Origin of the sequence: Leptolyngbya boryana PCC 6306 (assembly GCF_000353285.1) — a bacterium.
In the GTDB taxonomy this organism is placed as follows: Bacteria; Cyanobacteriota; Cyanobacteriia; order Leptolyngbyales; family Leptolyngbyaceae; genus Leptolyngbya; species Leptolyngbya boryana.
In genome coordinates this window covers 2242326-2262166 of record NZ_KB731324.1, presented here as the reverse complement: position 1 = coordinate 2262166, position 19841 = coordinate 2242326, and the positions used below count along the sequence as shown (strand labels likewise).

Sequence of the window (19841 nt, the reverse complement as noted above, 5' to 3'; positions counted from 1 at the left end):
GACGCTGTTTGTTTTAGATTGGGGAGTTTGAATTCGGGATTTTGGATTCAGGTGCCAAAATCATCCTACGGTTGGTGAGTGCGGCGCAGTTCTGTGATTTGATCGGCTACATCTAAAATCGCTTCAGGCATATCAGGTCCCGTCAAAATCACATCCACATGACGCGGGCGATTTTGCAAAAAGTCAAGCACTTCAACCTCAGGAATAAACCCAAAATGAATCGCTAAACTTAGCTCGTCTAAAACCACTAAGTCGTAACGATTTTGCTCAACAACTCGGCGGGTATGCTGCCAAAGCTCTAACAGCGATCGCGCTTCTTGTGGATCAATCTGAGGGGTGTCAATGCACCGCACCACATTGCACCGAATCCAATCGAGATTCTGGCTCAACTGCATCGGTCGATCGTATCCCTGCCCGATGCCCCCTTTGAGAAACTGCACCACCAAAACAGGTGTGCCCTGCCCTGCAATCCGCATCGCCTGCGCCATCACCCCAGTAAAAAAACTGCGATGAAACGAGGTAAACACCTGCACCAATCCTTCCACGCTCAGATTGCGCGATCGTGGTGCATCAAACGTCGGTGTCTCAACTTGCGAAACCATAGGGGTTATCTCTCTAAATTAGGGCGAATGAATTTAGATATAGCGTCTCTTTCCAAGCCGCTTCACTATAAAACACTACATATAGTCAAGCGTCAAGATCTTTCTGACTAGATTTTCCCTGATGCCCATAAAGATACAGAAAAATCTGCAAGAAGTACAGACGTTCTGAGTAGAAAAACTGTCAATCAATCGTATGAATTTTGCAGAAAACAACTACAATCCTCGCCCAAGCGCCTGTCCTGGGCCTTGAAACATTAACCAAGACAAGAAGAAATTCACGACAAAAATGGCTAGCAGCGACGTGACAACGGCAGTTGTTGTGGATTGTCCCACTCCTTTCGCGCCTCCGGTTGTCGTTAGTCCCCAACTCGAACCAATGACCGCAATCAACGCTCCAAACACAAATCCCTTAATCGGCGAACTGCATAAATCCCACACACTTAAGAAATTTTTTGCCGAATTCAGAAAAACATTATGCGAGATGCCATACAGCCATTCCGCAATAAACATTCCCCCTGTCATCCCTGTTACGAGAGAGAGCAAGGTCAAAATCGGCAACATCAAACAGCACGCAATCACACGGGGGATGACCAGATAATCGATCGGATCAGTTCTCAACATATACAAAGCATCAATCTGCTCTGTCACTCGCATTGTCCCGATTTCTGCTGCAAATGCCGACCCCACCCGTCCCGCTAAAATTACCGCAGTCAGAACCGGAGCTAACTCGCGGGACAGCGAAATTGCCAAAACTCCGCCAACTGCCGTTCCAGCACCCAAATTAATAAACTCGCGAGCGACTTGAATCGTAAATACAGCGCCGACAAACATCGCCGTCAACAATGCAATCAACAGCGATTCTGGGCCTACGGCTGCCATCTGCTCCACTGTATTTCGACGATTCAGTTTACGGGACAACAAATGGACGATCACTTGTCCCCCCAGTAAAATGGCGGCAATCAAGCGTCGGCTCCATCGTCCTAATGCAGAAGAAGAGTTGTCGGGCGATTCAGTCAAAGGGCACTCCCTTGTTCAAAGTCGATCGAAGCATATCAGGTATTAGTTATAGCTGAGTTTGATTCGATTACAGTAGAAAGACTTCTGTTGATTGTAAGGGGATTGAGCATGGTAGGAAAGCGAATTCAACTGACGAGTCTGGTCGTCGATCCGGACGATGACGATCAATCGATCGAATATCACTACGATGCTCCCGGAACGGTTCCTGGAACGCTAACAATTCCCAAAGACGCAGAACCTCCAGTGATTGATCTGATCGATTACAACGAGGAAAATGCTGTGCGTTTGCCCATTGATCAACCTGAAAAATGCCAACCTTACCTTGATACAGAATCGGTTTCTTGGGTCGATGTGCGTGGCTTAGGGAGTGAAGATATCTTGCTGCGACTGGGACGAGTCTTTAGTCTGCATCCGCTGTTGTTGGAAGACGTGGTGAATGTGCCGCAGCGTCCAAAAATGGAGGAATACGACGACCAGGTGGTCATTATTACGCGAATGGTCGTTTTGAAAGAGTCAGGCAAAGGATTTTATTCAGAACAGGTGAGTTTGATTCTGGGCAAACATTACGTTTTATCGGTTCAGGAAGAATCGAAACATGACTGCTTTGGTATCGTGCGCGATCGCATTCGTTCTGGAAAAGGTTCGATTCGCAAACGCAATGCAGATTATCTTGCCTATGCCTTACTAGACGCGATCGTGGATGGCTTTTTCCCAATTCTCGAAGTCTATGGAGAGGAAATTGAAGAACTCGAAGAAGAAGTCGTTGAGAGTCCAAGTCGGCAGACATTAGAAAAAATTCATCACGTCAAGCGAGAACTTTTAACGCTACGTCGATCGATCTGGCCGCTCCGAGATGCCATCAATTCTCTGATCCGAGATAGCAGCAATGATCTTGTCAGTGAAGAGGCGAAGATCTATCTGCGTGATTGCTACGATCACACGGTTCAGGTACTAGACATGGTTGAAACCTATCGCGAACTGGCTGCAAGTTTGATGGATGTGTATCTTTCCTCAGTCAGCAATCGAATGAATGAAATCATGAAAGTGCTCACTGTAATTTCAACCATTTTCATTCCCTTGACGTTTGTAGCTGGCGTTTATGGAATGAATTTCAATCCGGAGAAGTCGCCGTTAAATATGCCCGAATTGAATTGGTATTGGGGATATCCGGTCTGCTGGGCAGTCATGTTGTCGATCGCGATCGCGCTAGTCTTCTATTTCAAACGCAAAGGCTGGTTTGAAGATTTTGCCACCACTGTCAAAAAATAAGGCTTTCAAAAAGTAGAGTGTTCAGAAATCTCTACTAATTCACCACGATTGATAGGGAGAGGGGGAGCCATCTAAGTTTGCATTCTCTCCCCCTCCCCAATCCAAAATTGCTGATGACTAGGAACCCTACTCTAATTCTTCTTCAATCGCCGCAATTCTTCCTGTAAATCTGCAACCTGTTGACGCATCTCATCGACTGTTGTTGTCGTCTGCGTGGGTGCAGGCTCATCATCATCTAAAATCTCGATTTTGCGCGGCTCAGTCGGCTTTTCACTCTCTGAAGTTGGAGCAGACACACTAGGTTGTTGCGCTCGCTGCACCATCTCATCGACAAAACGGCGCGCCTCTTCTGAACTCATCTCGCCGCGTGCCACCATCTCATCCGCCAACTTTTGCACCTGCGATCGCAGTTCGGTCAACTTCTCGCCAGCTTTCTCACCCGCGTAGGAAGCAACTCCAATCCCTAAATACATCGCTTTTTGTACAATATCTCCCAAACCCATAACAATCGTGCTCCTGGTACTCGTTACCTCCAAGATACGCAGAATTCTACCGATTGCCCAGAGTGAAAAATCCGACGAGTCGAGGTGAAGAGAACCGACCCTTTAAAACGAAGGTGACCCGGAGACTACGCCTACCATAAGCATCCCGTATTGCTGCTACCTTCCGGTCCTGACAAAGTTTGGGCGTTACGATCGCATAGATCCGAGTCATTTACTAGCATAGCACTCTCTGTGACAGACCGATGACAAATTCTGAAGTTATTCCACGACCACCTTCCATTCATACAGCTTGTAATGGACACAGTGATTGCGAATCAGCGGATCTTCAAGAATGATTTTTTCGGCTTCATCCATCGATTTTGCCTTAAACATCAACATTCCACCGCCAAAACAACCCCAATACCCGGTCTTTGCCTCATAGCCCTTCGCAATCAAATCTTTTACAAATGCTTTATGGGCTGGCACGTACCGATCAAATGTCGCTTTATCGACAATTCCTTCTTCAATTTTGACGAACCAAGGCATTGACCGCTTTCCTCTATCATTTTTGTCAAAGGGAACCTATGCTGTAGCTTAAGATCGCGACAGCAGTGGAGTAAAGTTTTTACGTGACTTTAAGGGGCGTGAGTCAGTTTTTTCCTAAGTAGAGCAGCTTATGAACGCAGAGCACTTATTTTTCATTGCGTTGCTACCCCCACAAGCAATTCAAAACTATGCTACCGAAGTTAAATGCCATTTTGATCAGTACTATGACAGTCGTCATGCTTTCAACTCACCTCCGCATATCACGCTATTTCCCCCATTTAAATGGAGACATCAGCGCTTAGATATACTGACTGAATCTCTTGCTACTTTTACGACGAAACACCCTGCTATTTCTATTACACTAGATGGCTTCGGGGCTTTTCCACCGCGTGTGATTTTTATTCATGTCGATCGCTCTGATGCGCTCTTAAATCTCCATCAAAAGTTGATTGAGCACCTAGAAACCTCAATCGAACTTAGTGATCCCAGAGAGAACTCCCGTCCCTATGCACCCCATATGACGGTCGCATTTCGCGATCTAACCCCAGAGAATTTTAAACTTGCCTGGAAAGAATTTAAAGCGCAACCGTTACATTTTGAATTTGACGCGACTCATCTGACACTACTTAAACACGATGGGCAACGCTGGCAAATTCATGCTGAATTTCCCTTTAAAGTGGAGAGATGAAGCAACTTAACAAAACCCAGTTTTATCAATGGAATCAGTATCGATGCGCCTATGACTTTCACGAAGGTCAGGGTGTTCCGCTGCTGTTAATTCATCCAATCGGGGTTGGTCTTTCGCGTCAGTTCTGGCAACGATTCATCAATTCCTGGCGACCGAATCCGATTTACAACCCTGATTTACTCGGCTGTGGCGACTCTGATATGCCGCGAATTGCTTATGCGCCGATCGATTGGGCACGTCAACTGCAATTCTTTTTGCAAACCGTGATCAAAACGCCTGCGATCGTGGTTGCTCAAGGAGCGCTATCTCCAGTCGCGATCGAGCTTGCCAATATCGAACCGGATCTTGTTAAAGCGATCGTGCTGAGCGGTTCTCCTGCAATGTCGCTGTTAAGTCGAGACACTTCAGAAACCTCCCATCGAATCGCCTGGAATCTGTTCGATTCTCCGTTTGGAAATGCCTTTTATCGCTATGCTCGTCGCACTGAATTCCTAAGACGATTTTCGATTCGCCAACTGTTTGCGGATGAAACTCAAGTTGATTCTGAATGGCTATCGACGTTGAAACAAGGATCAGACGATTTAGAAAGTCGTCATGCGGTGTTTGCGTTTTTATCGAGCTTTTGGCGGCAGGATTACACAGACAGAATGACAAAGATTCAGCAACCTGTTTTGGCAGTTTTTGGAGATAAAGCTTCGAGTATTAGCCGCGAAGGGAAAGGGGAGAAAGTGGAAGATCGCTTAACCGATTACCTCGAACATTTTCCGAATTCTGAAGGTGTCATCATTCCCGGTCGAAATGTATTGCCCTATGAATCGACTCAGGAATTTGTGGATAGTATTGCGGGGTTTGTGCGATCGCACTCCGAACGATCTGAGTGACAATAAACCAAAAAATCATGAGGCATAGCGATGTCAACTGAACTGAAAGCCAGTCAAAAAACTCTTTATGAAGCCGATTTTGTTCAATGGATTGAGACGACAGTGGAGCAATTGCGATCTCAAAACTACAGTTGTGTGGATTGGCAAAACCTGATCGAAGAAATCGAAGATATGTCGAGACGGGAACGGAAAAGCCTCAAAAGCAATCTCGTGGTGATTCTGCTTCACCTGCTGAAATGGCAACATCAACCAGAGTTGCGAAGTGGAAGTTGGCGGGGCAGTATTCGAGAACATCGTCGGCGAGTCAACGATGACTTGAAAGATTCACCAAGCTTAACTCCCTATTTTCAAGAGGTTTTTGCGGAATGCTATGCGAATGCTCGTGAGCAGGCAGCAGACGAAACGGGTTTGCCGTTAGAAACTTTTCCCGTGAATTGCCCTTATTTTCCTGAGCAAGTACTGAATTCTGAGTATCTGCCAGATTGAGAATGATTAAATGGCTGCTTAGCCAGAGCATGAAACTCCTTTAGCATTGAGATTCCTAGCCTGCATGATTGTAAGCAGGACGATGCACGATCGTTTCAGTCACTCTTTGACGATCGCGAATTCCAACTAATCGAATGTAATCTTTCTGATGCTCATTCAAGCAAGTCTCTAACGCTGCAATTGCTGCTGCTCCATCTCCTTCAAACATGCCATAACAGCTCCAGGAATTCATTTTGAATCGGCGATCGTCTACGACTTCAATGCCGAGTCGCTGTCCTTGTCCCAAAATACGATTCACCTCTCCAACAATTTCAGAAGTAAGCCGCGTACTCGAAGGCCTGCCGCTATAGCTACGAGCGGGTTCAGGTTCAGGGTCGGGAGTCATTTTAATTTCGCCCAATCCTCGATTCTTAATCGTTTGATTGTATTCCTCAACCAAACGCAATTCTTGTAATCGTTTCTGTTCGCGCACCATTGCCGCTCCCACTTCTAGTAAGTGAGGCAGACTGAAATCTGGTCGGCGGAACTCTGGCGGTTTTTCTGTACTATTGACCACTCGCTGAGAAATACGATCGAGTCCGACATCATCAATCAATCTGCGAATTTGCTCATCATAAAGCCGCGATCGCAATGCACCAAAGAAATCGATCGATTGATCTGGAAAGTGATCGACAAGTTGTTCAATATCGCGCTGTGCAACTTGATCGATTTCAAAAATTCCGCTGACAATTCCAACGCGATCGTCACGATCAGGTTCCCAGAAAAACTTATCCATCCGTCCGTCACGGGTCAGCGGCGCATACAACGTCGAGAAATCATTTCCGGTCAAAATAATCGGAATCCGCTGCGTCGGCTCGGCATCATAACTGCCGGGAAGCTGAACATTAGTCGGATTATCCGCAATGTTCATCAACGTTCCATGCACCAGTTGCGTATTGACGGTGTACTGCGTGAACTGATCAACCCGTCCCGCACCCGCATCAAAATCATTAATTAGCAGAACCGCCATTTTGCCGCGAACTTTCACCAATTCGCCTGCTTCTCGGTATCTCAGCCGAATCAACCGTCCTGGATCGCCCGCATCAGGACTTTCTAATTCCCCGGCTGACATATAAACTGCCTCAAGTCCCATGCGCTCAAACACCAGATCGCACTGGAACGATTTTCCTTCACCTTTGCGCCCGTGAATGCCCAAAATTAGAGGTGCTTTCACATTCGGCAGCGCCAGATAGTTCTTTGTAATATGAACCGCAAGCTTATCGAGGAAACGGGGAGCGATGTAATAACTCATAAAAATCCCACTAAAAAATGGCGTAAGACGACTTACCCCATTTGTCAAAATTTCATAACACTTGTTTATCGTAATCGAATTTATGGCGAAATGTTTCGCACAGCCTGAGAAATTGAGCGAGATGCCGAAGCACTCATGTACATCTGATCTTGTTCTTCTAAATAGCGGGCAACCGACTCGTAGGCTTCTTGATTCAAGGCAGTCTCACGGGGAGAGAGATGACTCACGTATCCCATGTAATTGCCCATGACAAAATAGACACCAACCAGTGCTGATGCTGCCACTGCGACCAATGTGCCAGCCAGCATCAGGGAAAACTCTTTCTGCTCGATCGCTTCTTGCATTAGGTGCAATGCCCAAGCTACAAGAGCAATGACAATAAATAAGATTGTTATCACCATAGTTTACACATTGTAACAGATGCTCAGAAAAGAGCATCCCTGTAGAAACACGATTTGAATCGCATTTTTCTAATCTTGGTGGTAGCAGATTCTTATCAGTCGATTTTGAAAATGCTCGTCCGCTCTGAGTCTCGTCATTCTATGTCGCTCGAACGGTGATTGCACGATCGCTTAAGTATGTCTTTATTTGTTGAACGCTTAACTGACCGTAATGTAACAAAGACGCTAATAAAGCCGCCTCAGCTTTACCTTCTGTTACAGCTTGATAAATATGTTCACAATTTCCTGCACCTCCTGAGGCAATCACAGGAATTTCGACTTGAGACGCGATCGTTGAAGTCAGATCCAAATCGTATCCGGCTTGCGTTCCATCCGCATCCATGCTGGTGATCAGCAATTCTCCTGCACCCCGCTGTGCCATTTCTTTTGCCCAAGAGACAGCATCAATTCCGGTGTTTTCCCGTCCACCTCGAACGTAAACATCCCAACCTGGATTTTCAGGATCTTGGCGACGACGCGCATCAATGGCAACGACAATGCATTGGACTCCAAAGCGATCGCTGGCTCGATTAATCAAATCTGGATCTCGAACGGCTGCCGAATTAATACTGACTTTATCGGCTCCGGCTCTCAATAATTTCTTAATCGTGTCGAGATTCTGAATTCCACCGCCAACCGTCAGTGGAATAAAAACTTGTTCTGCTGTGCGATACACCACATCATAAATAATGTCGCGATCTTCATGAGTCGCGGTGATATCAAGAAACACCAATTCATCCGCACCCGCTTCGTTATAAGCCTGTGCAAGTTCCACCGGATCGCCTGCATCTCTCAGATCAACAAAATTGACTCCTTTGACTACACGCCCTGCTTTCACGTCCAAGCAAGGCAAAATTCGCTTCGCCAGCATTCCCGATTTCCTCTTGAATTGATTCTGTACAAAAGTGTCGATCTTCGTTTCTCTACATCTCAGTGGAGATCCATCCACCTGCACAGAAATTTGTAAAACAGAATCCTATCACTGTGAGACGCGATATCGCTTGGCAATAAAGTCAAAGAATCGATAGTAATTGCCAAACTGCACAGTCGGAGCCGTCGCCCGCCAGTGATATTCCACATCCTTCTGATGAATCGTCAACGTCATCACACTCGACTGATTCTCAACCGCGATATCTAAACGCGCAGGAACCCCCTGATCAGTTGTAAAGTTCGACTTCGGATTCTGAGATTTTTTATCGGTCGATCGCTTTAACTCCGCCCAGCCCCGAATCTCTACACCGGGATTTCTCGGATCACTAAAGGCAATCCCATCTTGAGCCTCTGGCGGTATCGAATCAATCCATCCCTCTGGATGCAAAAACTCAAAGCCATAGCGTTCATTGCGATAGGTCTGCCAGCGATCGGGAAGCCGCTCCTGCTGAGACTGCGAACCGCTCCACGGCAAGTCATTGCACCCTGTCAAACCTATCAAACTTATCAAAATCCAACTCAAACCTTGCTTCATAATGTAAATGATTGTAACAATAATGCTGTCATGCGGGCATACTGTCTTGACAGCCTGAGATTAGGCAGATATCGTAATCACATACCCGGGTAAAACGACTGAAAGTTCTATGCAAGACAAGCAGAAAGTTACGTTGTATCTTCCGCCCGAACTTCACCGCAAGCTAAAAATCCAAGCTGCAATGAGTTCAGAGGCAATGTCCGTCCTCGCAGAGAGGGCACTCAGCTTTTACCTCACATACCCGGAGGTAGTTGAGCAAGAGGAAGCTCATGGACAAACTCACCGGATTTATGACTGTCCCAGTTGTACCACTCCGGTTGTTTTAAAGAATGGTGAACTGACCGCTTTAGGGCAAAACTCAGACATCATTCTCGAAGATGAGCTATCGACCGTTTCGATCGGATCTTCCAGTGAGGAAAAGGTGGTCGTTCCCTGCTAAGGATTTATCCTCAGTAGCGTTCGCAGCCTGAACAGGTTCGCTTTACACTCTAGTGGGTCGCGGTTATGCAAGAAGAGTTAAACATCCTATTACAGGCTCAATATCCTCTAATTTATCTTGTAACCTCAGAAGAGGAACGGGCAGAGCAAGCACTTGCCCTGCTTGCCCAAACCAAGCCCCCCAAGCGATTGTATTTGTGGACGGTGACTCACGGGATTGTCGAGTATGGTCAGCCCCGCAGTGTGACCCAGCACAATACGGTTTCTCCCGAAGCCGCGATCGAGTGGGTGATGCGCCAGCGAGAGCCTGGACTCTTTGTTTTCAAAGACTTGCATCCGTTTATTGATTCGCCCGCTGTGAATCGATGGCTGCGCGATGCGATCGCATCTTTCAAAGGCACGCAAAAAGCGATCGTCTTAATGTCTCCGGTTCAAACGGTTCCGATTGAGCTAGAGAAAGAGGTTATCGTTCTGGACTTCCCACTTCCAACGATGACTGAGTTGAATCAGGTTCTCACTACTCAATTAGATCAGATCCGAAATCGCCGCATTACGACTGAAACCCGCGAGAAGTTGTTAAAAGCAGCATTAGGGTTGACGCGAGATGAGGCAGAAAAAGTTTACCGTAAGGCTCAGGTTACGAACGGGCGTTTGACCGAAGAAGAAGTTGATATTGTTCTTTCTGAGAAGAAGCAGCTGATTCGTCGGAACGGCATCCTAGAGTTCATGGAAGAAGATGAGACGCTTGAGGCAGTTGGTGGCTTAGACGAATTGAAGCACTGGCTAAAACAGCGATCGAACGCCTTCACTGAGCGAGCGAGAGAGTATGGATTACCCCAGCCGAAAGGAATGTTGATTCTCGGCGTTCCGGGGTGTGGAAAATCTCTCATTGCCAAGACAACTTCCCGATTGTGGGGATTGCCCTTGCTGAGATTAGATATGGGACGTGTGTATGATGGCTCGATGGTGGGTCGATCAGAAGCGAACCTGCGAAATGCTTTGAAGACTGCTGAATCGATTTCTCCGGCGATCTTGTTTATTGATGAAATGGACAAAGCATTTGCTGGAACATCCGGATCAGCCGATTCAGACGGTGGAACTTCAAGCCGGATCTTCGGGTCATTCCTGACCTGGATGCAAGAGAAGACTTCTCCAGTGTTTGTGATGGCAACTGCGAACCGAGTTGAACGTTTACCTGGCGAGTTTTTAAGGAAAGGACGATTCGACGAGATCTTCTTTGTTGATCTCCCGAATGCAGAAGAGCGGAAAGAAATTTTCAGAATCCACCTTGCAAAACGCCGACGAGAAATTGAACGCTTCGATCTCGACCAGTTAGCAAGCGTCTGTGATGGATTTTCTGGAGCTGAAATTGAGCAAGCATTAGTTGCAGCGATGTATGAAGCTTTTGCTCAAGATCGAGAGTTTACTCAATTGGACATCATTGCGGCATCAAGAGCCACAATGCCGTTGTCCAAGACTATGACTGAGCAGGTAACAGCCCTTCGGGATTGGGCTAGGCAGCGCGCGCGACCTGCGGCAGCATCAGTTGCTGAATATCAGCGACTGGAGTTCTAAAAGGCTTTCTCCTGTCTTCCCAACAGGATGAAGGGCTGGGCTAGTACCAGCAGTTTGAACACCGTTTTGAAAGCTTGAATGCACAAACCATTTTTTGAGCATGTAAGCCTCAAAACATCTAAACCTAAACGTTGTCGTTGTTTTCAACTTTCCACGGAGGAAACCCTAAAATGTCTCACTTTAGCACTCTTCGCACCAAGATCACCGACGCAGAAATCCTCAAGTCTTCTCTGCGCGATTTGGGCATCTCGGTTAAGACCGAAGCTGATGTTCGCGGCTACAACGGTCAGCGGGTTCGTTCTGACATCGTTGCAGTTCTCGATGGCGAGTATGATTTGGGCTGGTCGCGGAACGCTGATGGTTCCTTCGATTTGATCGCTGACCTTTGGGGTGTAGCGAAGAAGCACAATCAAACCGAATTGATCAACTCGATCAACCAGAAGTATGCGGTTAACAAGACCTTGGCTGAAGTCAAGCGCCCTGGCTTGAACAACGCTAACGTGAAGTTGGTCGTTCAAAATTAGTTTCTCTGCGCGTTCCCAAGCTGGCGGGTTAGCTTTTGTAGTTAGCCCGTTTTTTTGTGCTTGAGTTTGTGCTTAGGGGAGTGGGGAATTAGGGGAATGGGGGATAAGAAATCACTTCTCCCAACTCCCCCATTCTCCCAATTTTTTTAGCTGATCGTTTTTGCTTCAACATCGACTGCTTCAGCAGGTGTGCCATCAACCGTTGCGGTCGTTGTACCCTTCTGGGCTTTGAGACGATCCATTAGCATTGAAGAGACTTCAGCAACCAGTAAGCCGAGAACGACGGTATCGTCAATCTGACCGATCAGAGGAATCATGTCAGGGAGTAAGTCGATCGGGCTAAACAAGTAAACCAGGGTTCCTGCAATAATCAACCAACGGTATTTCGAGTTGCGAACGAGATTGCGATACCAATCGTAAAATGGAAGCTTCATAATTTGGTGTGCTCTCACTTGATGCTTTCTATCATGTCAAATCCTAGAGAAGCTGTCTTGGGGGGAAAACTGTCTAAAGAAGGGGGAGAAACCGTCTATTGGTGAAGTATTTCGTGATTGCGATCGCATATCTCGGCTTAGCGATTGGTTCTTTCCCTGGACTGCGCATGAATCGCGCCACAATTGCACTTGCAAGTTCAGGATTTCTCATTGCTTTAGGCGTATTGAATCTGCAAGACGCTTGGCGCGCAATCGATGTAACCACGATTGTATTCTTGCTCAGCACGATGATTGTGAATGCAGGCTTGTCCCAAGCTGGATTTTTTCAACTGGCGATCGCTCATCTTCTCAACATTACCCATAGTCCATTCGGGTTACTCACCGTTCTTACTTTTGGAGTCGCTGCATTATCGGCTTTCTTTCTGAATGATGCAATGGCGCTGATTTTCACGCCGCTGATTTTGGATTTGGCGCGAACTTTGCGAATCAATCCGATTCCTTATTTACTAGCCATGGCAGGGGCAACGAATCTTGGCTCTGTTGCCACAATTAGCGGGAATCCACAGAATATCTTGATTGGATCATTTTCCAAAATCGGCTATTTGGACTTTGCTAAGGCACTCACGCCGATCGCGATTTTTGGCTTATGTGTTCAACTTGTGTTGCTGTATTGGATGTATCCCGAAGTTAGATCGACGACTCCACAAGAATTTTCGCTGCCTCAACCTCGCGTCTATCGACCTTTGTTGTTCAAAACTGTGAGCGTGACGGCAGCAATGTTGATTGCATTTGTTGTGGGATTGCCTTTAGCGGAATCTGCTTTGGTCGCTGCTAGTATTTTGTTGATTACTCGGAGGTTAAAGCCTGATCGCTTACTGCAACCTGTCGATTGGAATTTGCTTGTTCTATTTTCGGGATTGTTTATTCTCACCAAAGCGACCCAAGATTTGAATGTATTTGCACCACTGACTCAAGCGATTGATCATCCAGCTAAATTTCTCAGCGTGACTGCAATTTTGTCGAATCTCGTTTCTAATGTTCCAGCCGTTTTGTTATTGCATCCTTTGATTGCACAGAATGATTCTCAATCTTGGTTACGACTTGCAGCAGGTTCGACCTTAGCAGGCAATTTGACCATTTTTGGATCGGTTGCAAATTTGATCATGATTGAAGCAGCGGGGAGATTAGGATATCGATTATCGTTTTTGGAGCATTTGAAATTTGGGTTGCCATTGACACTGATAACTTTATGTATGACTTATTTCTGGATTCGTTGAATTCGTATAATAAGTGAAGCTTACGAGGTCGAGTATGGCATCAAAGGATCAGCTTCAAAGTGTTTTGAAAGCAAAATACGGAATCAATAAAAATATTAGTCAAGCGTTGAGCAAAGAGGAGTGTGAACGCTTGTTAGATGTGTTAAGTCTTGAGCCGAGCGCTGCAAAATTAGTCGAGTCCTTTGCAGTCAAGAATTCTAGCTTAGGAAGCAATAATGCTTACTATGGCAGACTTAAAAGTAAGGCAGAAGCTGAACTCAAATCATTGCAAGTTGAGTACCAAGAATTAGAGGCATCTATCTCCTCGATCGAAGCTGATAAATTGAAATTACTCGATCGTAAACAACAATTAGAACAAGAGTACGCAAAGCTATCTACTGAAGTTCAACAACTTTCGACAAAAGTTGAAACGCTCTCTTCGCAGAATCTTGAGCTGGTTGGAGCAAATGAGCAATTGAAAAAAGATAACAAAGCGTTGAAAACGTTTGTCGATGCGATCAAGTTGCGATTAGCAAGAGATACTAAAGAACTGTTGCAGTACGAAGATAGTCAGCTTCGGAAAGCGATTATTCGGTTGTTTCGTTGGACGCTCGGATAATGGCGAAACGAACTTTTCAAGGTATGAACTATCGTGAGTTGCAAAAAGCAAACTCACAGATTCGATCGCAGCTTAGTCAAGAGAGCCAGAAGCTCTTAAAAGCAAGCGGACTCAAGAATACTGGATGGGATAATGTGATTGCGTTGTATCAGCGCATCCAGGAGTTACTCGACAGCGATCGCGTTTCTGAAGATCTCTCACTCGAAGAACTCTTTCTCGAAGTCGATCGAATTGGCAAAAAATATCAAACCCAAGAAGAGATTGAAGAATTTAATCAAAAGCTCGCCAAAGAAGTTGCCGAAATCGGAGAATTAGTCGATCGACAATTTCCTGATACTGAGCCTGAAATCATTGACTTCTCTAAACCCAAGCCCAGACGATGAATCTTGACGATAAAAGCTTAGAAGAACTCTTCAAACTCGCCGCTGTCGTTGGAAACAAACGATATCACAAGCTGACGGCTCAGGATTTTGAGGACTATCGAAAATATGACTATTGGCGATATGTCAATGGGGATAGTGAATGTGGAACGACGTTAGAGAGCCAAACCTGGGTCAAAGAACATTCCGATCGAGACTGTCCGATTTGTGATCAGAAATATTCGTTCAAAAGTGGCAGAACGATCGATCACAAATTGCCCCGCGCACAATATCCTTGGCTCTCAATGGATTTCCGAAACTTCTGGGTGATTTGCCAGCAGTGTAATCGCGAAAAAGCTGAAATGAATTGGTATGAGTACGAGCATTATATTTATGTCAATTACCTCGATCGATATTCTGTGATTCGAGATGCAAGACCAAGGGAATTACTACGATCGCTGAAACAGAGCTAACGGAAGATCACACAATTCAGTATCTTTCAGTCCAAATAATCGTCATGCCGCATATGCCAACTCCGCACAACTCAAATGAGGGCGACATTTTATCAGACCTGTTGATACACTCAACTGTGCAATAGGCAATTCGTAATGCCAGAAATCTTAGTCGAACTGTTTTAAAGAGAGCACAGAATCACCATCGAACGCTTAGCCACGCTGTTTTCCCAACCGATTCTGTTTGCAAGCCGACGAATGCTCTTCTCTAAAAACTAAAAAATTAGAATCCCCATACATCCAAATCATCGCCTGCTTCGTACTATTGCTAGAAATCTACTAACTAAGGCTAGTCCTGATGAATAAGACAAAGCGAGTACTCTCCAATTTTCTGCTTGGCACGATCGCCTGTGTATTGATAATTGGTCTCTCAACAGCAGCTTCTTTGAGTAAAATTGCACCATCCTTCAACACATTCCAATCGGCTCAACCAACCCAGATTCAGAATCCAATCAATCAGCATTTGATGGCAGATTTACAAGAAGCTGAGTCCGTTCTCATGGCTCAAGGAATGTCTAGCAGTTCTTTGCAACGCTATGCAGCCATCTTGACGAACAATAATGTAGTACCGAACGCACCCTCAACTTCTGCAACGGGTGTAGCTGGCGCAGCATTGGCAGGAGATCGTCTCATTGTTCGGGGAGACTTTGGGGGGCTATCTAGTGGTTTACGTGACTATGCAGCAGACCCCGTTAATCCTCCGAATCCTAACATCACCTCTGCGGTTCACATCCATCGGGGCGAACCTAACCAGAACGGACCCTTCCAATATGCGCTAACTGTAACCTTGAACGATACTGCAATGGGCGGTAGATTTGCCGGAGAGTATACTCTGACGGCTGAACAGCTTCAGGCACTCTCTGAAGGCAACCTCTATGTCGATATTCACACCAAGCAGAATCGGGCTGGAGAATTGCGCGGCATTTTTCGAGCACTCTAATCCAGATGCTTTGATTGAGAACCGTACCAAAATGAGGGCTAAAGTAGCAATAACGATATCTAGCAAGCGTAGCCTTCTGCGAACAGCGTAGTATACTTGCAAGGATAATTTAACCAACTCACGGGCAACCTCTTGGACGGATTCGGTAGCTTTTGCCGTACCAGAGATTGAGATTGCCTGTGTTTTTCATCTTTATTCGTTTTCTGCAAACTTCCGACTCTATGCCCTCGTCCCCAAAAACAAATTGTTTTGTGTATGCCGTCTGAGCCGTCTGCTAACCAAGCCTCCCCCGAGTCGAACCAGACAGATGCAGAATTAATTCTGGCATTGAGCAATGGTCAGACTGTTGCGCTCGGTGTGCTCTATGATCGCCACGCCAGGTTAGTCTACGGAATCGCACTCAATACCCTTGGCAATGCTCAAGAAGCTGAAGACTTAACTCAAGACATCTTTCTAACTCTGGCAAAAGGGACAACCTACGACCCAAAGCGAGGATCTCTGCGTACTTTTCTGGCAATTTTGACGCGATCGCGGGCACGGGATCGATTGAGATCGCGCAACAGTGCACGTCAAACGCTCGATCGTTGGAAACTGGGTGGACAGGCTGAGAGCGCCCCGAATGTTCCGCTTGAGCGTGCCTTTCAACACGAGCAATCCCAGGAAGTCCGTAACGCCTTAGCTCAGTTGTCAGACGATCAACAGCAAATTTTGAAAATGGCTTACTATGATGGGCTTAGCCAATCAGAAATTGCTAAACAACTGGAGATTCCACTGGGTACGGTAAAAGGGAGAGCGAGAACAGGACTGCTCAAATTACGCAAAGCGCTGACAAGTTTAAACTAAAGAGTTGATGGGGATGGCGATGTCGATGCCTTCAGAAGAGTTACAGCTACTCATTGCAGGTTATGTCCTAGGTGACCTCAGCCCAGAGGAGGCAGCAGAATTTGAGCGTCTATTGGAGCGAGAGCCAGCGATCGCAGAAGAAATTACCCAAATGCAAAAAGCTCTAGAAGTGTCTCACGTTTCACCCGAGTTGGCACCTCCAATTTCTCTACGTTCCATGATTTTAGAGAATGCCCAGATAGCTAATTCTAAAACCAGCATACGGACTGTCTCCAGACCGGGTCGATCTCTTTCTTGGCGAAGTGGAATGGAGGTTGCGGCAGCAGTCCTGATTGTTGCGTTAGGAATTAACAATTACGGGTTGCGGCAAGCTTTACAAACTAGCCAAACTGAAACACAGCGCTATGCGGCACTGACTTATATTCTAGATGCAACGAGTGGTAACCAGGGGTCTGCAACAATGGTGGTCAATCCAAACACACTAGAAGCAACGCTTGTCGTCAAGAACTTACCGCCTCTACCCCCGGGCAAAGTTTATGCGTTATGGACTGTTTTGAAACCAGATGCCCCCTTCACTACAGACCAGAAACAGGCAATCTTGACAGAAGCTTTCCAGGTTAATGATCGCAGCGAATTTTCCCAAACGCTCTCAGTTCCCAAAGCCTACCGTTCTAAAAAACTGGTGACGAAAGTTGCAGTCACAATTGAAGATAGCGATGCTCCTCAAAAACATACGGGTGCGCCCATTCTGATCGCAAATCTGTGAGGAGGCTAATTTCACAATGTAGCGTTTCTGCCAACGCATCGTTTTGCTCCCCTCATCGTGTGATTTATGGCACTGTTTTGAGGGCGATCGCGTGTGTCAGGTGCCAACTTGGTTATATCTCAAGGGTGAATAGCGATATGGTGTGGGAATTGATCATTCCGGTACTGCTCTTGTCTACCCATAACTCCCTCTGCACACCGACCGTACAAAAACTGCTGCATCTAGTTGCTGGAGTGAATACGAGTCATGAGACAGCCTATACCAGGATGCTTGCTCAACGTTTTCTACACTGAACCTGTAGATGTCGTTATGCAGAGACCAAACGAGCCTGGTTACAATCGAGTAGACGTTTTTGTATTAGACAATTGGCGCTAATAAGATAGGTTTAAGAAAGATCAAGGTTTGAGAAGGATATAGTAGCTATGTCCAACAACCCACACCCGGCCGTTTAGAACCGAGATTATTGAAGTCCGAAAGCTCCTTGCAGCAAGTAAAGCGAGACATTATACATTTTCACCGATCATTTTTCTGCGTTGCCCCAATCAATAGATATGAAAACGCCATCTTCTGAGCCAATTAGCATTCGTCAGCTTACCTCCAACGACTTGACACTGATGGAAGACTTATTGGCTACCTTCGGTGAGGCTTTCGACGAAGTTGATACCTATAACTCATTTCGCCCAAGTCATACCTATCTCAAGCGGTTGCTCAGCAGCGATTATTTCATCGCGCTTGCAGCGTTAAAGAATGGTTCAGTCGTTGGAGGTCTTGCTGCTTATGAACTTCAGAAGTTTGAGCAGGAGCGTAGTGAAATTTATATTTACGATCTCGCTGTTGCAGCAGCGCATCGACGCGAAGGCATTGCCACCGCACTAATTCAGGAACTGAAGAAGATTGCTGTCGCGCGATCAGCTTATGTTATTTTCGTGCAGGCAGACCTTGTGGATGATCCTGCGATCGCACTTTATACCAAGCTTGGAACACGCGAAGATGTCCTTCATTTCGATATTGCTGTTGTGGATAGCGATGACGACGCATAACATCGATCCAAATGCAGGGAGCAGTTGAAAGATATTGAATTGCCAAAGTTACTCGCCGCCGCTCACTTAGAAAGTTGGCAGGGAAAGAGCGATCTATTTTTTACTCTCTAAACAATAGATCGCTCTACACAAAAGACACTGCTCTATAAAGAAGACGTATCCCACCCGAGTGCCAGTTGTCCCGACAGCTTGCGCTGAGCCTCTTCCCGCAAAGGATGATAGCGCGCTCCCTGCACATCACGGAACAATTTTTCTAGCCCCAGTTTGCGATAGAACGCACTTCCCCCCGCAGCTTCCATTGCTAGATCAGCGACATTGAGAACGGCTTTCGCAACCAATGTCCGTCCCGTCATGATCTGATTTGTAGTTTCAAAGCTAGGTTGACTGACGACAGCAGTAGAAATCATATGCTGAAGCGCTAACTTTGCCGCCATCAATTCATTGTCTAAACCTCCCACCATATAGCAGCAATGTTCATCGGTATGACGTTTCATTGCGAGTTGAACTGCGCGATCGCGTGCCGCTTCTGCAACCCCAACATAAACGGAATAAATTAATGGAATCGCGATCATCGAGATCAGGTGAAAAATAAAATGCCACTTTCCTTGTTCCCGCCGTAGAGCAACTGCCGCATCCGGGACAAACACATCAGACAACACCACATCATGGGAACCCGTTCCCCGCATCCCCATTGCTTGCCAAGTCGGTTCAATCGAAACGCCTTGGGCAGTCATCGGCACGCCAAAATGTAAGACTGTAGATCCTAGTTCTGGGTCTTGATAAACCGCACTCGTCATTAATAAATTCGCCACAGGCGCACCACTCGCAAATACTTTACGAGCGCTAATTAGAAATCCACCCTCTACTTTGACAGCCGTACCAGCACTCTGTAACCAATCTGAACCCCCACTGCTCAGCAGCACAAGTTGCTCAGCCGCGACTCGTTTGAGCAATCCATCCACTGGAGCATTTTGATGCTGCCATCGCCAAGTCGGTATCATCACCTGATGGGTATGCATTGAAAAGGCAAGCGCAGTTGAACTGCAATAGCGTCCTAAGATACGCAGTACAGTACAGAGATCAGCATAACTAGCACCCCCTCCACCCAGTTCACTTGGAACACCCGCAGCAGTCAGCCCAACTGATTTCAATCTGGCAATATTATCAGCAACAAATAAGTCTGCTTCATCTGCTTCAGTCTCTCTTGCTGCAAACTGTTTGCCTAAAGATTCTGCTAGGGATGCCCAATCCACAACTTGCTGCTGCACCATCGATATAGTTTGTAGTTCCGGCATAAATCATGGCTCCTTTAAGTCTTGTGATGCTCCCATTCTGATTGAGCGAATAAAGTGCTACAAGTTCAATATC

General features: G+C 46.3%; 25 protein-coding genes and 1 other RNA gene. 15 read left to right on the top strand and 11 right to left on the bottom strand.

What is annotated here, in order from left to right; genetic code table 11:
• Positions 1-65: 65 nt before the first annotated feature.
• Positions 66-602, bottom strand: coding sequence for a P-loop NTPase family protein (locus LEPBO_RS0111380; RefSeq protein ID WP_017287692.1), 537 nt, complete (start codon positions 600-602; stop codon positions 66-68).
• Between the two features lie 213 nt (positions 603-815).
• The gene (locus LEPBO_RS0111375) at positions 816-1619 is read right to left on the bottom strand and encodes an MlaE family lipid ABC transporter permease subunit (protein ID WP_017287691.1); all 804 of its coding nucleotides are present in this window, start codon (positions 1617-1619) and stop codon (positions 816-818) included.
• A gap of 108 nt (positions 1620-1727) precedes the next feature.
• Here LEPBO_RS0111375 and corA point away from each other — a divergent pair, with 108 nt between their 5' ends.
• A complete protein-coding gene (corA, locus tag LEPBO_RS0111370; protein ID WP_017287690.1) occupies positions 1728-2888 on the top strand; it encodes a magnesium/cobalt transporter CorA in 1161 nt (386 codons plus the stop codon).
• 131 nt (positions 2889-3019) lie between these two features.
• Here the strand turns inward: corA and LEPBO_RS0111365 are convergent, their stop codons facing one another.
• The 3 genes from LEPBO_RS0111365 to LEPBO_RS0111360 all read right to left on the bottom strand — a co-directional run bounded on the left by LEPBO_RS0111365 (position 3020) and on the right by LEPBO_RS0111360 (position 3916).
• Entirely contained in the window at positions 3020-3391 is a 372-nt protein-coding gene (locus LEPBO_RS0111365) for a phasin family protein (protein ID WP_017287689.1), read from the bottom strand.
• A gap of 112 nt (positions 3392-3503) precedes the next feature.
• Positions 3504-3600, bottom strand: an RNA gene (ffs, locus tag LEPBO_RS40935) — signal recognition particle sRNA small type.
• A 49-nt stretch (positions 3601-3649) separates the two neighbouring features.
• Complete coding sequence (locus tag LEPBO_RS0111360) at positions 3650-3916, bottom strand: YciI family protein (RefSeq protein ID WP_017287688.1); 267 nt, start codon at positions 3914-3916, stop codon at positions 3650-3652.
• A 130-nt stretch (positions 3917-4046) separates the two neighbouring features.
• On the opposite strand from LEPBO_RS0111360, the gene LEPBO_RS0111355 reads away from it, so the two are divergent.
• From LEPBO_RS0111355 to LEPBO_RS0111345, 3 genes are read left to right on the top strand one after another with little or no spacing between them, the layout of a single operon-like run.
• Complete coding sequence (locus LEPBO_RS0111355; protein WP_017287687.1) at positions 4047-4604, top strand: 2'-5' RNA ligase family protein; 558 nt, start codon at positions 4047-4049, stop codon at positions 4602-4604.
• Entirely contained in the window at positions 4601-5485 is an 885-nt protein-coding gene (locus LEPBO_RS0111350) for an alpha/beta fold hydrolase (protein ID WP_017287686.1), read from the top strand. The genes LEPBO_RS0111355 and LEPBO_RS0111350 overlap by 4 nt, the downstream gene beginning before the upstream one ends.
• A 30-nt stretch (positions 5486-5515) precedes the next feature.
• The gene (locus LEPBO_RS0111345) at positions 5516-5971 is read left to right on the top strand and encodes a DUF29 domain-containing protein (RefSeq protein WP_017287685.1); all 456 of its coding nucleotides are present in this window, start codon (positions 5516-5518) and stop codon (positions 5969-5971) included.
• A 55-nt stretch (positions 5972-6026) separates the two neighbouring features.
• On the opposite strand, the gene LEPBO_RS0111340 is transcribed toward LEPBO_RS0111345, so the two are convergent.
• The 4 genes from LEPBO_RS0111340 to LEPBO_RS0111325 form a co-directional block, all read right to left on the bottom strand.
• Positions 6027-7262: an AAA family ATPase gene (locus LEPBO_RS0111340; RefSeq protein WP_017287684.1), complete on the bottom strand. Its 1236-nt coding sequence runs from the start codon at positions 7260-7262 to the stop codon at positions 6027-6029.
• 80 nt (positions 7263-7342) lie between these two features.
• Entirely contained in the window at positions 7343-7663 is a 321-nt protein-coding gene (locus LEPBO_RS44400; protein WP_017287683.1) for a hypothetical protein, read from the bottom strand.
• A 139-nt stretch (positions 7664-7802) separates the two neighbouring features.
• Positions 7803-8573 (bottom strand): imidazole glycerol phosphate synthase subunit HisF, encoded by a 771-nt coding sequence (gene hisF / locus LEPBO_RS0111330; RefSeq protein ID WP_017287682.1) that lies wholly within the window; start codon positions 8571-8573, stop codon positions 7803-7805.
• Positions 8574-8681: 108 nt separating this feature from the next.
• The gene (locus LEPBO_RS0111325) at positions 8682-9167 is read right to left on the bottom strand and encodes a hypothetical protein (RefSeq protein WP_017287681.1); all 486 of its coding nucleotides are present in this window, start codon (positions 9165-9167) and stop codon (positions 8682-8684) included.
• Positions 9168-9276: 109 nt separating this feature from the next.
• Between LEPBO_RS0111325 and LEPBO_RS0111320 the strand changes: the two genes are divergently transcribed.
• The 3 genes from LEPBO_RS0111320 (at position 9277) to LEPBO_RS0111310 (ending at position 11704) form a co-directional block, all read left to right on the top strand.
• The gene (locus tag LEPBO_RS0111320; RefSeq protein WP_017287680.1) at positions 9277-9606 is read left to right on the top strand and encodes a type II toxin-antitoxin system HicB family antitoxin; all 330 of its coding nucleotides are present in this window, start codon (positions 9277-9279) and stop codon (positions 9604-9606) included.
• Positions 9607-9671: 65 nt separating this feature from the next.
• The gene (gene ycf46, locus LEPBO_RS0111315; RefSeq protein ID WP_017287679.1) at positions 9672-11180 is read left to right on the top strand and encodes a stress-responsive protein Ycf46; all 1509 of its coding nucleotides are present in this window, start codon (positions 9672-9674) and stop codon (positions 11178-11180) included.
• A gap of 170 nt (positions 11181-11350) precedes the next feature.
• Complete coding sequence (locus LEPBO_RS0111310) at positions 11351-11704, top strand: DUF1257 domain-containing protein (RefSeq protein WP_017287678.1); 354 nt, start codon at positions 11351-11353, stop codon at positions 11702-11704.
• A gap of 146 nt (positions 11705-11850) precedes the next feature.
• On the opposite strand, the gene LEPBO_RS0111305 is transcribed toward LEPBO_RS0111310, so the two are convergent.
• Positions 11851-12138 (bottom strand): YkvA family protein, encoded by a 288-nt coding sequence (locus LEPBO_RS0111305; RefSeq protein WP_017287677.1) that lies wholly within the window; start codon positions 12136-12138, stop codon positions 11851-11853.
• Positions 12139-12239: 101 nt separating this feature from the next.
• On the opposite strand from LEPBO_RS0111305, the gene LEPBO_RS0111300 reads away from it, so the two are divergent.
• The 8 genes from LEPBO_RS0111300 (at position 12240) to LEPBO_RS0111265 (ending at position 18473) form a co-directional block, all read left to right on the top strand.
• A complete protein-coding gene (locus LEPBO_RS0111300) occupies positions 12240-13415 on the top strand; it encodes an anion transporter (protein WP_239741342.1) in 1176 nt (391 codons plus the stop codon).
• 34 nt (positions 13416-13449) lie between these two features.
• Positions 13450-14013, top strand: coding sequence for a hypothetical protein (locus LEPBO_RS0111295; RefSeq protein WP_017287675.1), 564 nt, complete (start codon positions 13450-13452; stop codon positions 14011-14013).
• Complete coding sequence (locus LEPBO_RS43620; protein ID WP_017287674.1) at positions 14013-14396, top strand: hypothetical protein; 384 nt, start codon at positions 14013-14015, stop codon at positions 14394-14396. The genes LEPBO_RS0111295 and LEPBO_RS43620 overlap by 1 nt, the downstream gene beginning before the upstream one ends.
• Positions 14393-14845 carry an HNH endonuclease gene (locus LEPBO_RS0111285; protein WP_017287673.1) on the top strand — a complete coding sequence of 151 codons (453 nt, stop codon included), beginning with the start codon at positions 14393-14395 and terminating at the stop codon, positions 14843-14845. The genes LEPBO_RS43620 and LEPBO_RS0111285 overlap by 4 nt, the downstream gene beginning before the upstream one ends.
• Before the next feature lie 337 nt (positions 14846-15182).
• A complete protein-coding gene (locus tag LEPBO_RS0111280; protein ID WP_017287672.1) occupies positions 15183-15824 on the top strand; it encodes a CHRD domain-containing protein in 642 nt (213 codons plus the stop codon).
• A gap of 255 nt (positions 15825-16079) precedes the next feature.
• Positions 16080-16667, top strand: coding sequence for a sigma-70 family RNA polymerase sigma factor (locus LEPBO_RS0111275; protein ID WP_017287671.1), 588 nt, complete (start codon positions 16080-16082; stop codon positions 16665-16667).
• A 19-nt stretch (positions 16668-16686) separates the two neighbouring features.
• Complete coding sequence (locus LEPBO_RS0111270) at positions 16687-17433, top strand: anti-sigma factor (RefSeq protein WP_197693273.1); 747 nt, start codon at positions 16687-16689, stop codon at positions 17431-17433.
• Positions 17434-17984: 551 nt separating this feature from the next.
• Positions 17985-18473: an AAC(3)-I family aminoglycoside N-acetyltransferase gene (locus tag LEPBO_RS0111265; RefSeq protein WP_017287669.1), complete on the top strand. Its 489-nt coding sequence runs from the start codon at positions 17985-17987 to the stop codon at positions 18471-18473.
• Positions 18474-18616: 143 nt separating this feature from the next.
• Here the strand turns inward: LEPBO_RS0111265 and LEPBO_RS0111260 are convergent, their stop codons facing one another.
• Positions 18617-19768 (bottom strand): acyl-CoA dehydrogenase family protein, encoded by a 1152-nt coding sequence (locus LEPBO_RS0111260; RefSeq protein WP_051077790.1) that lies wholly within the window; start codon positions 19766-19768, stop codon positions 18617-18619.
• Positions 19769-19841 lie beyond the last annotated feature (73 nt).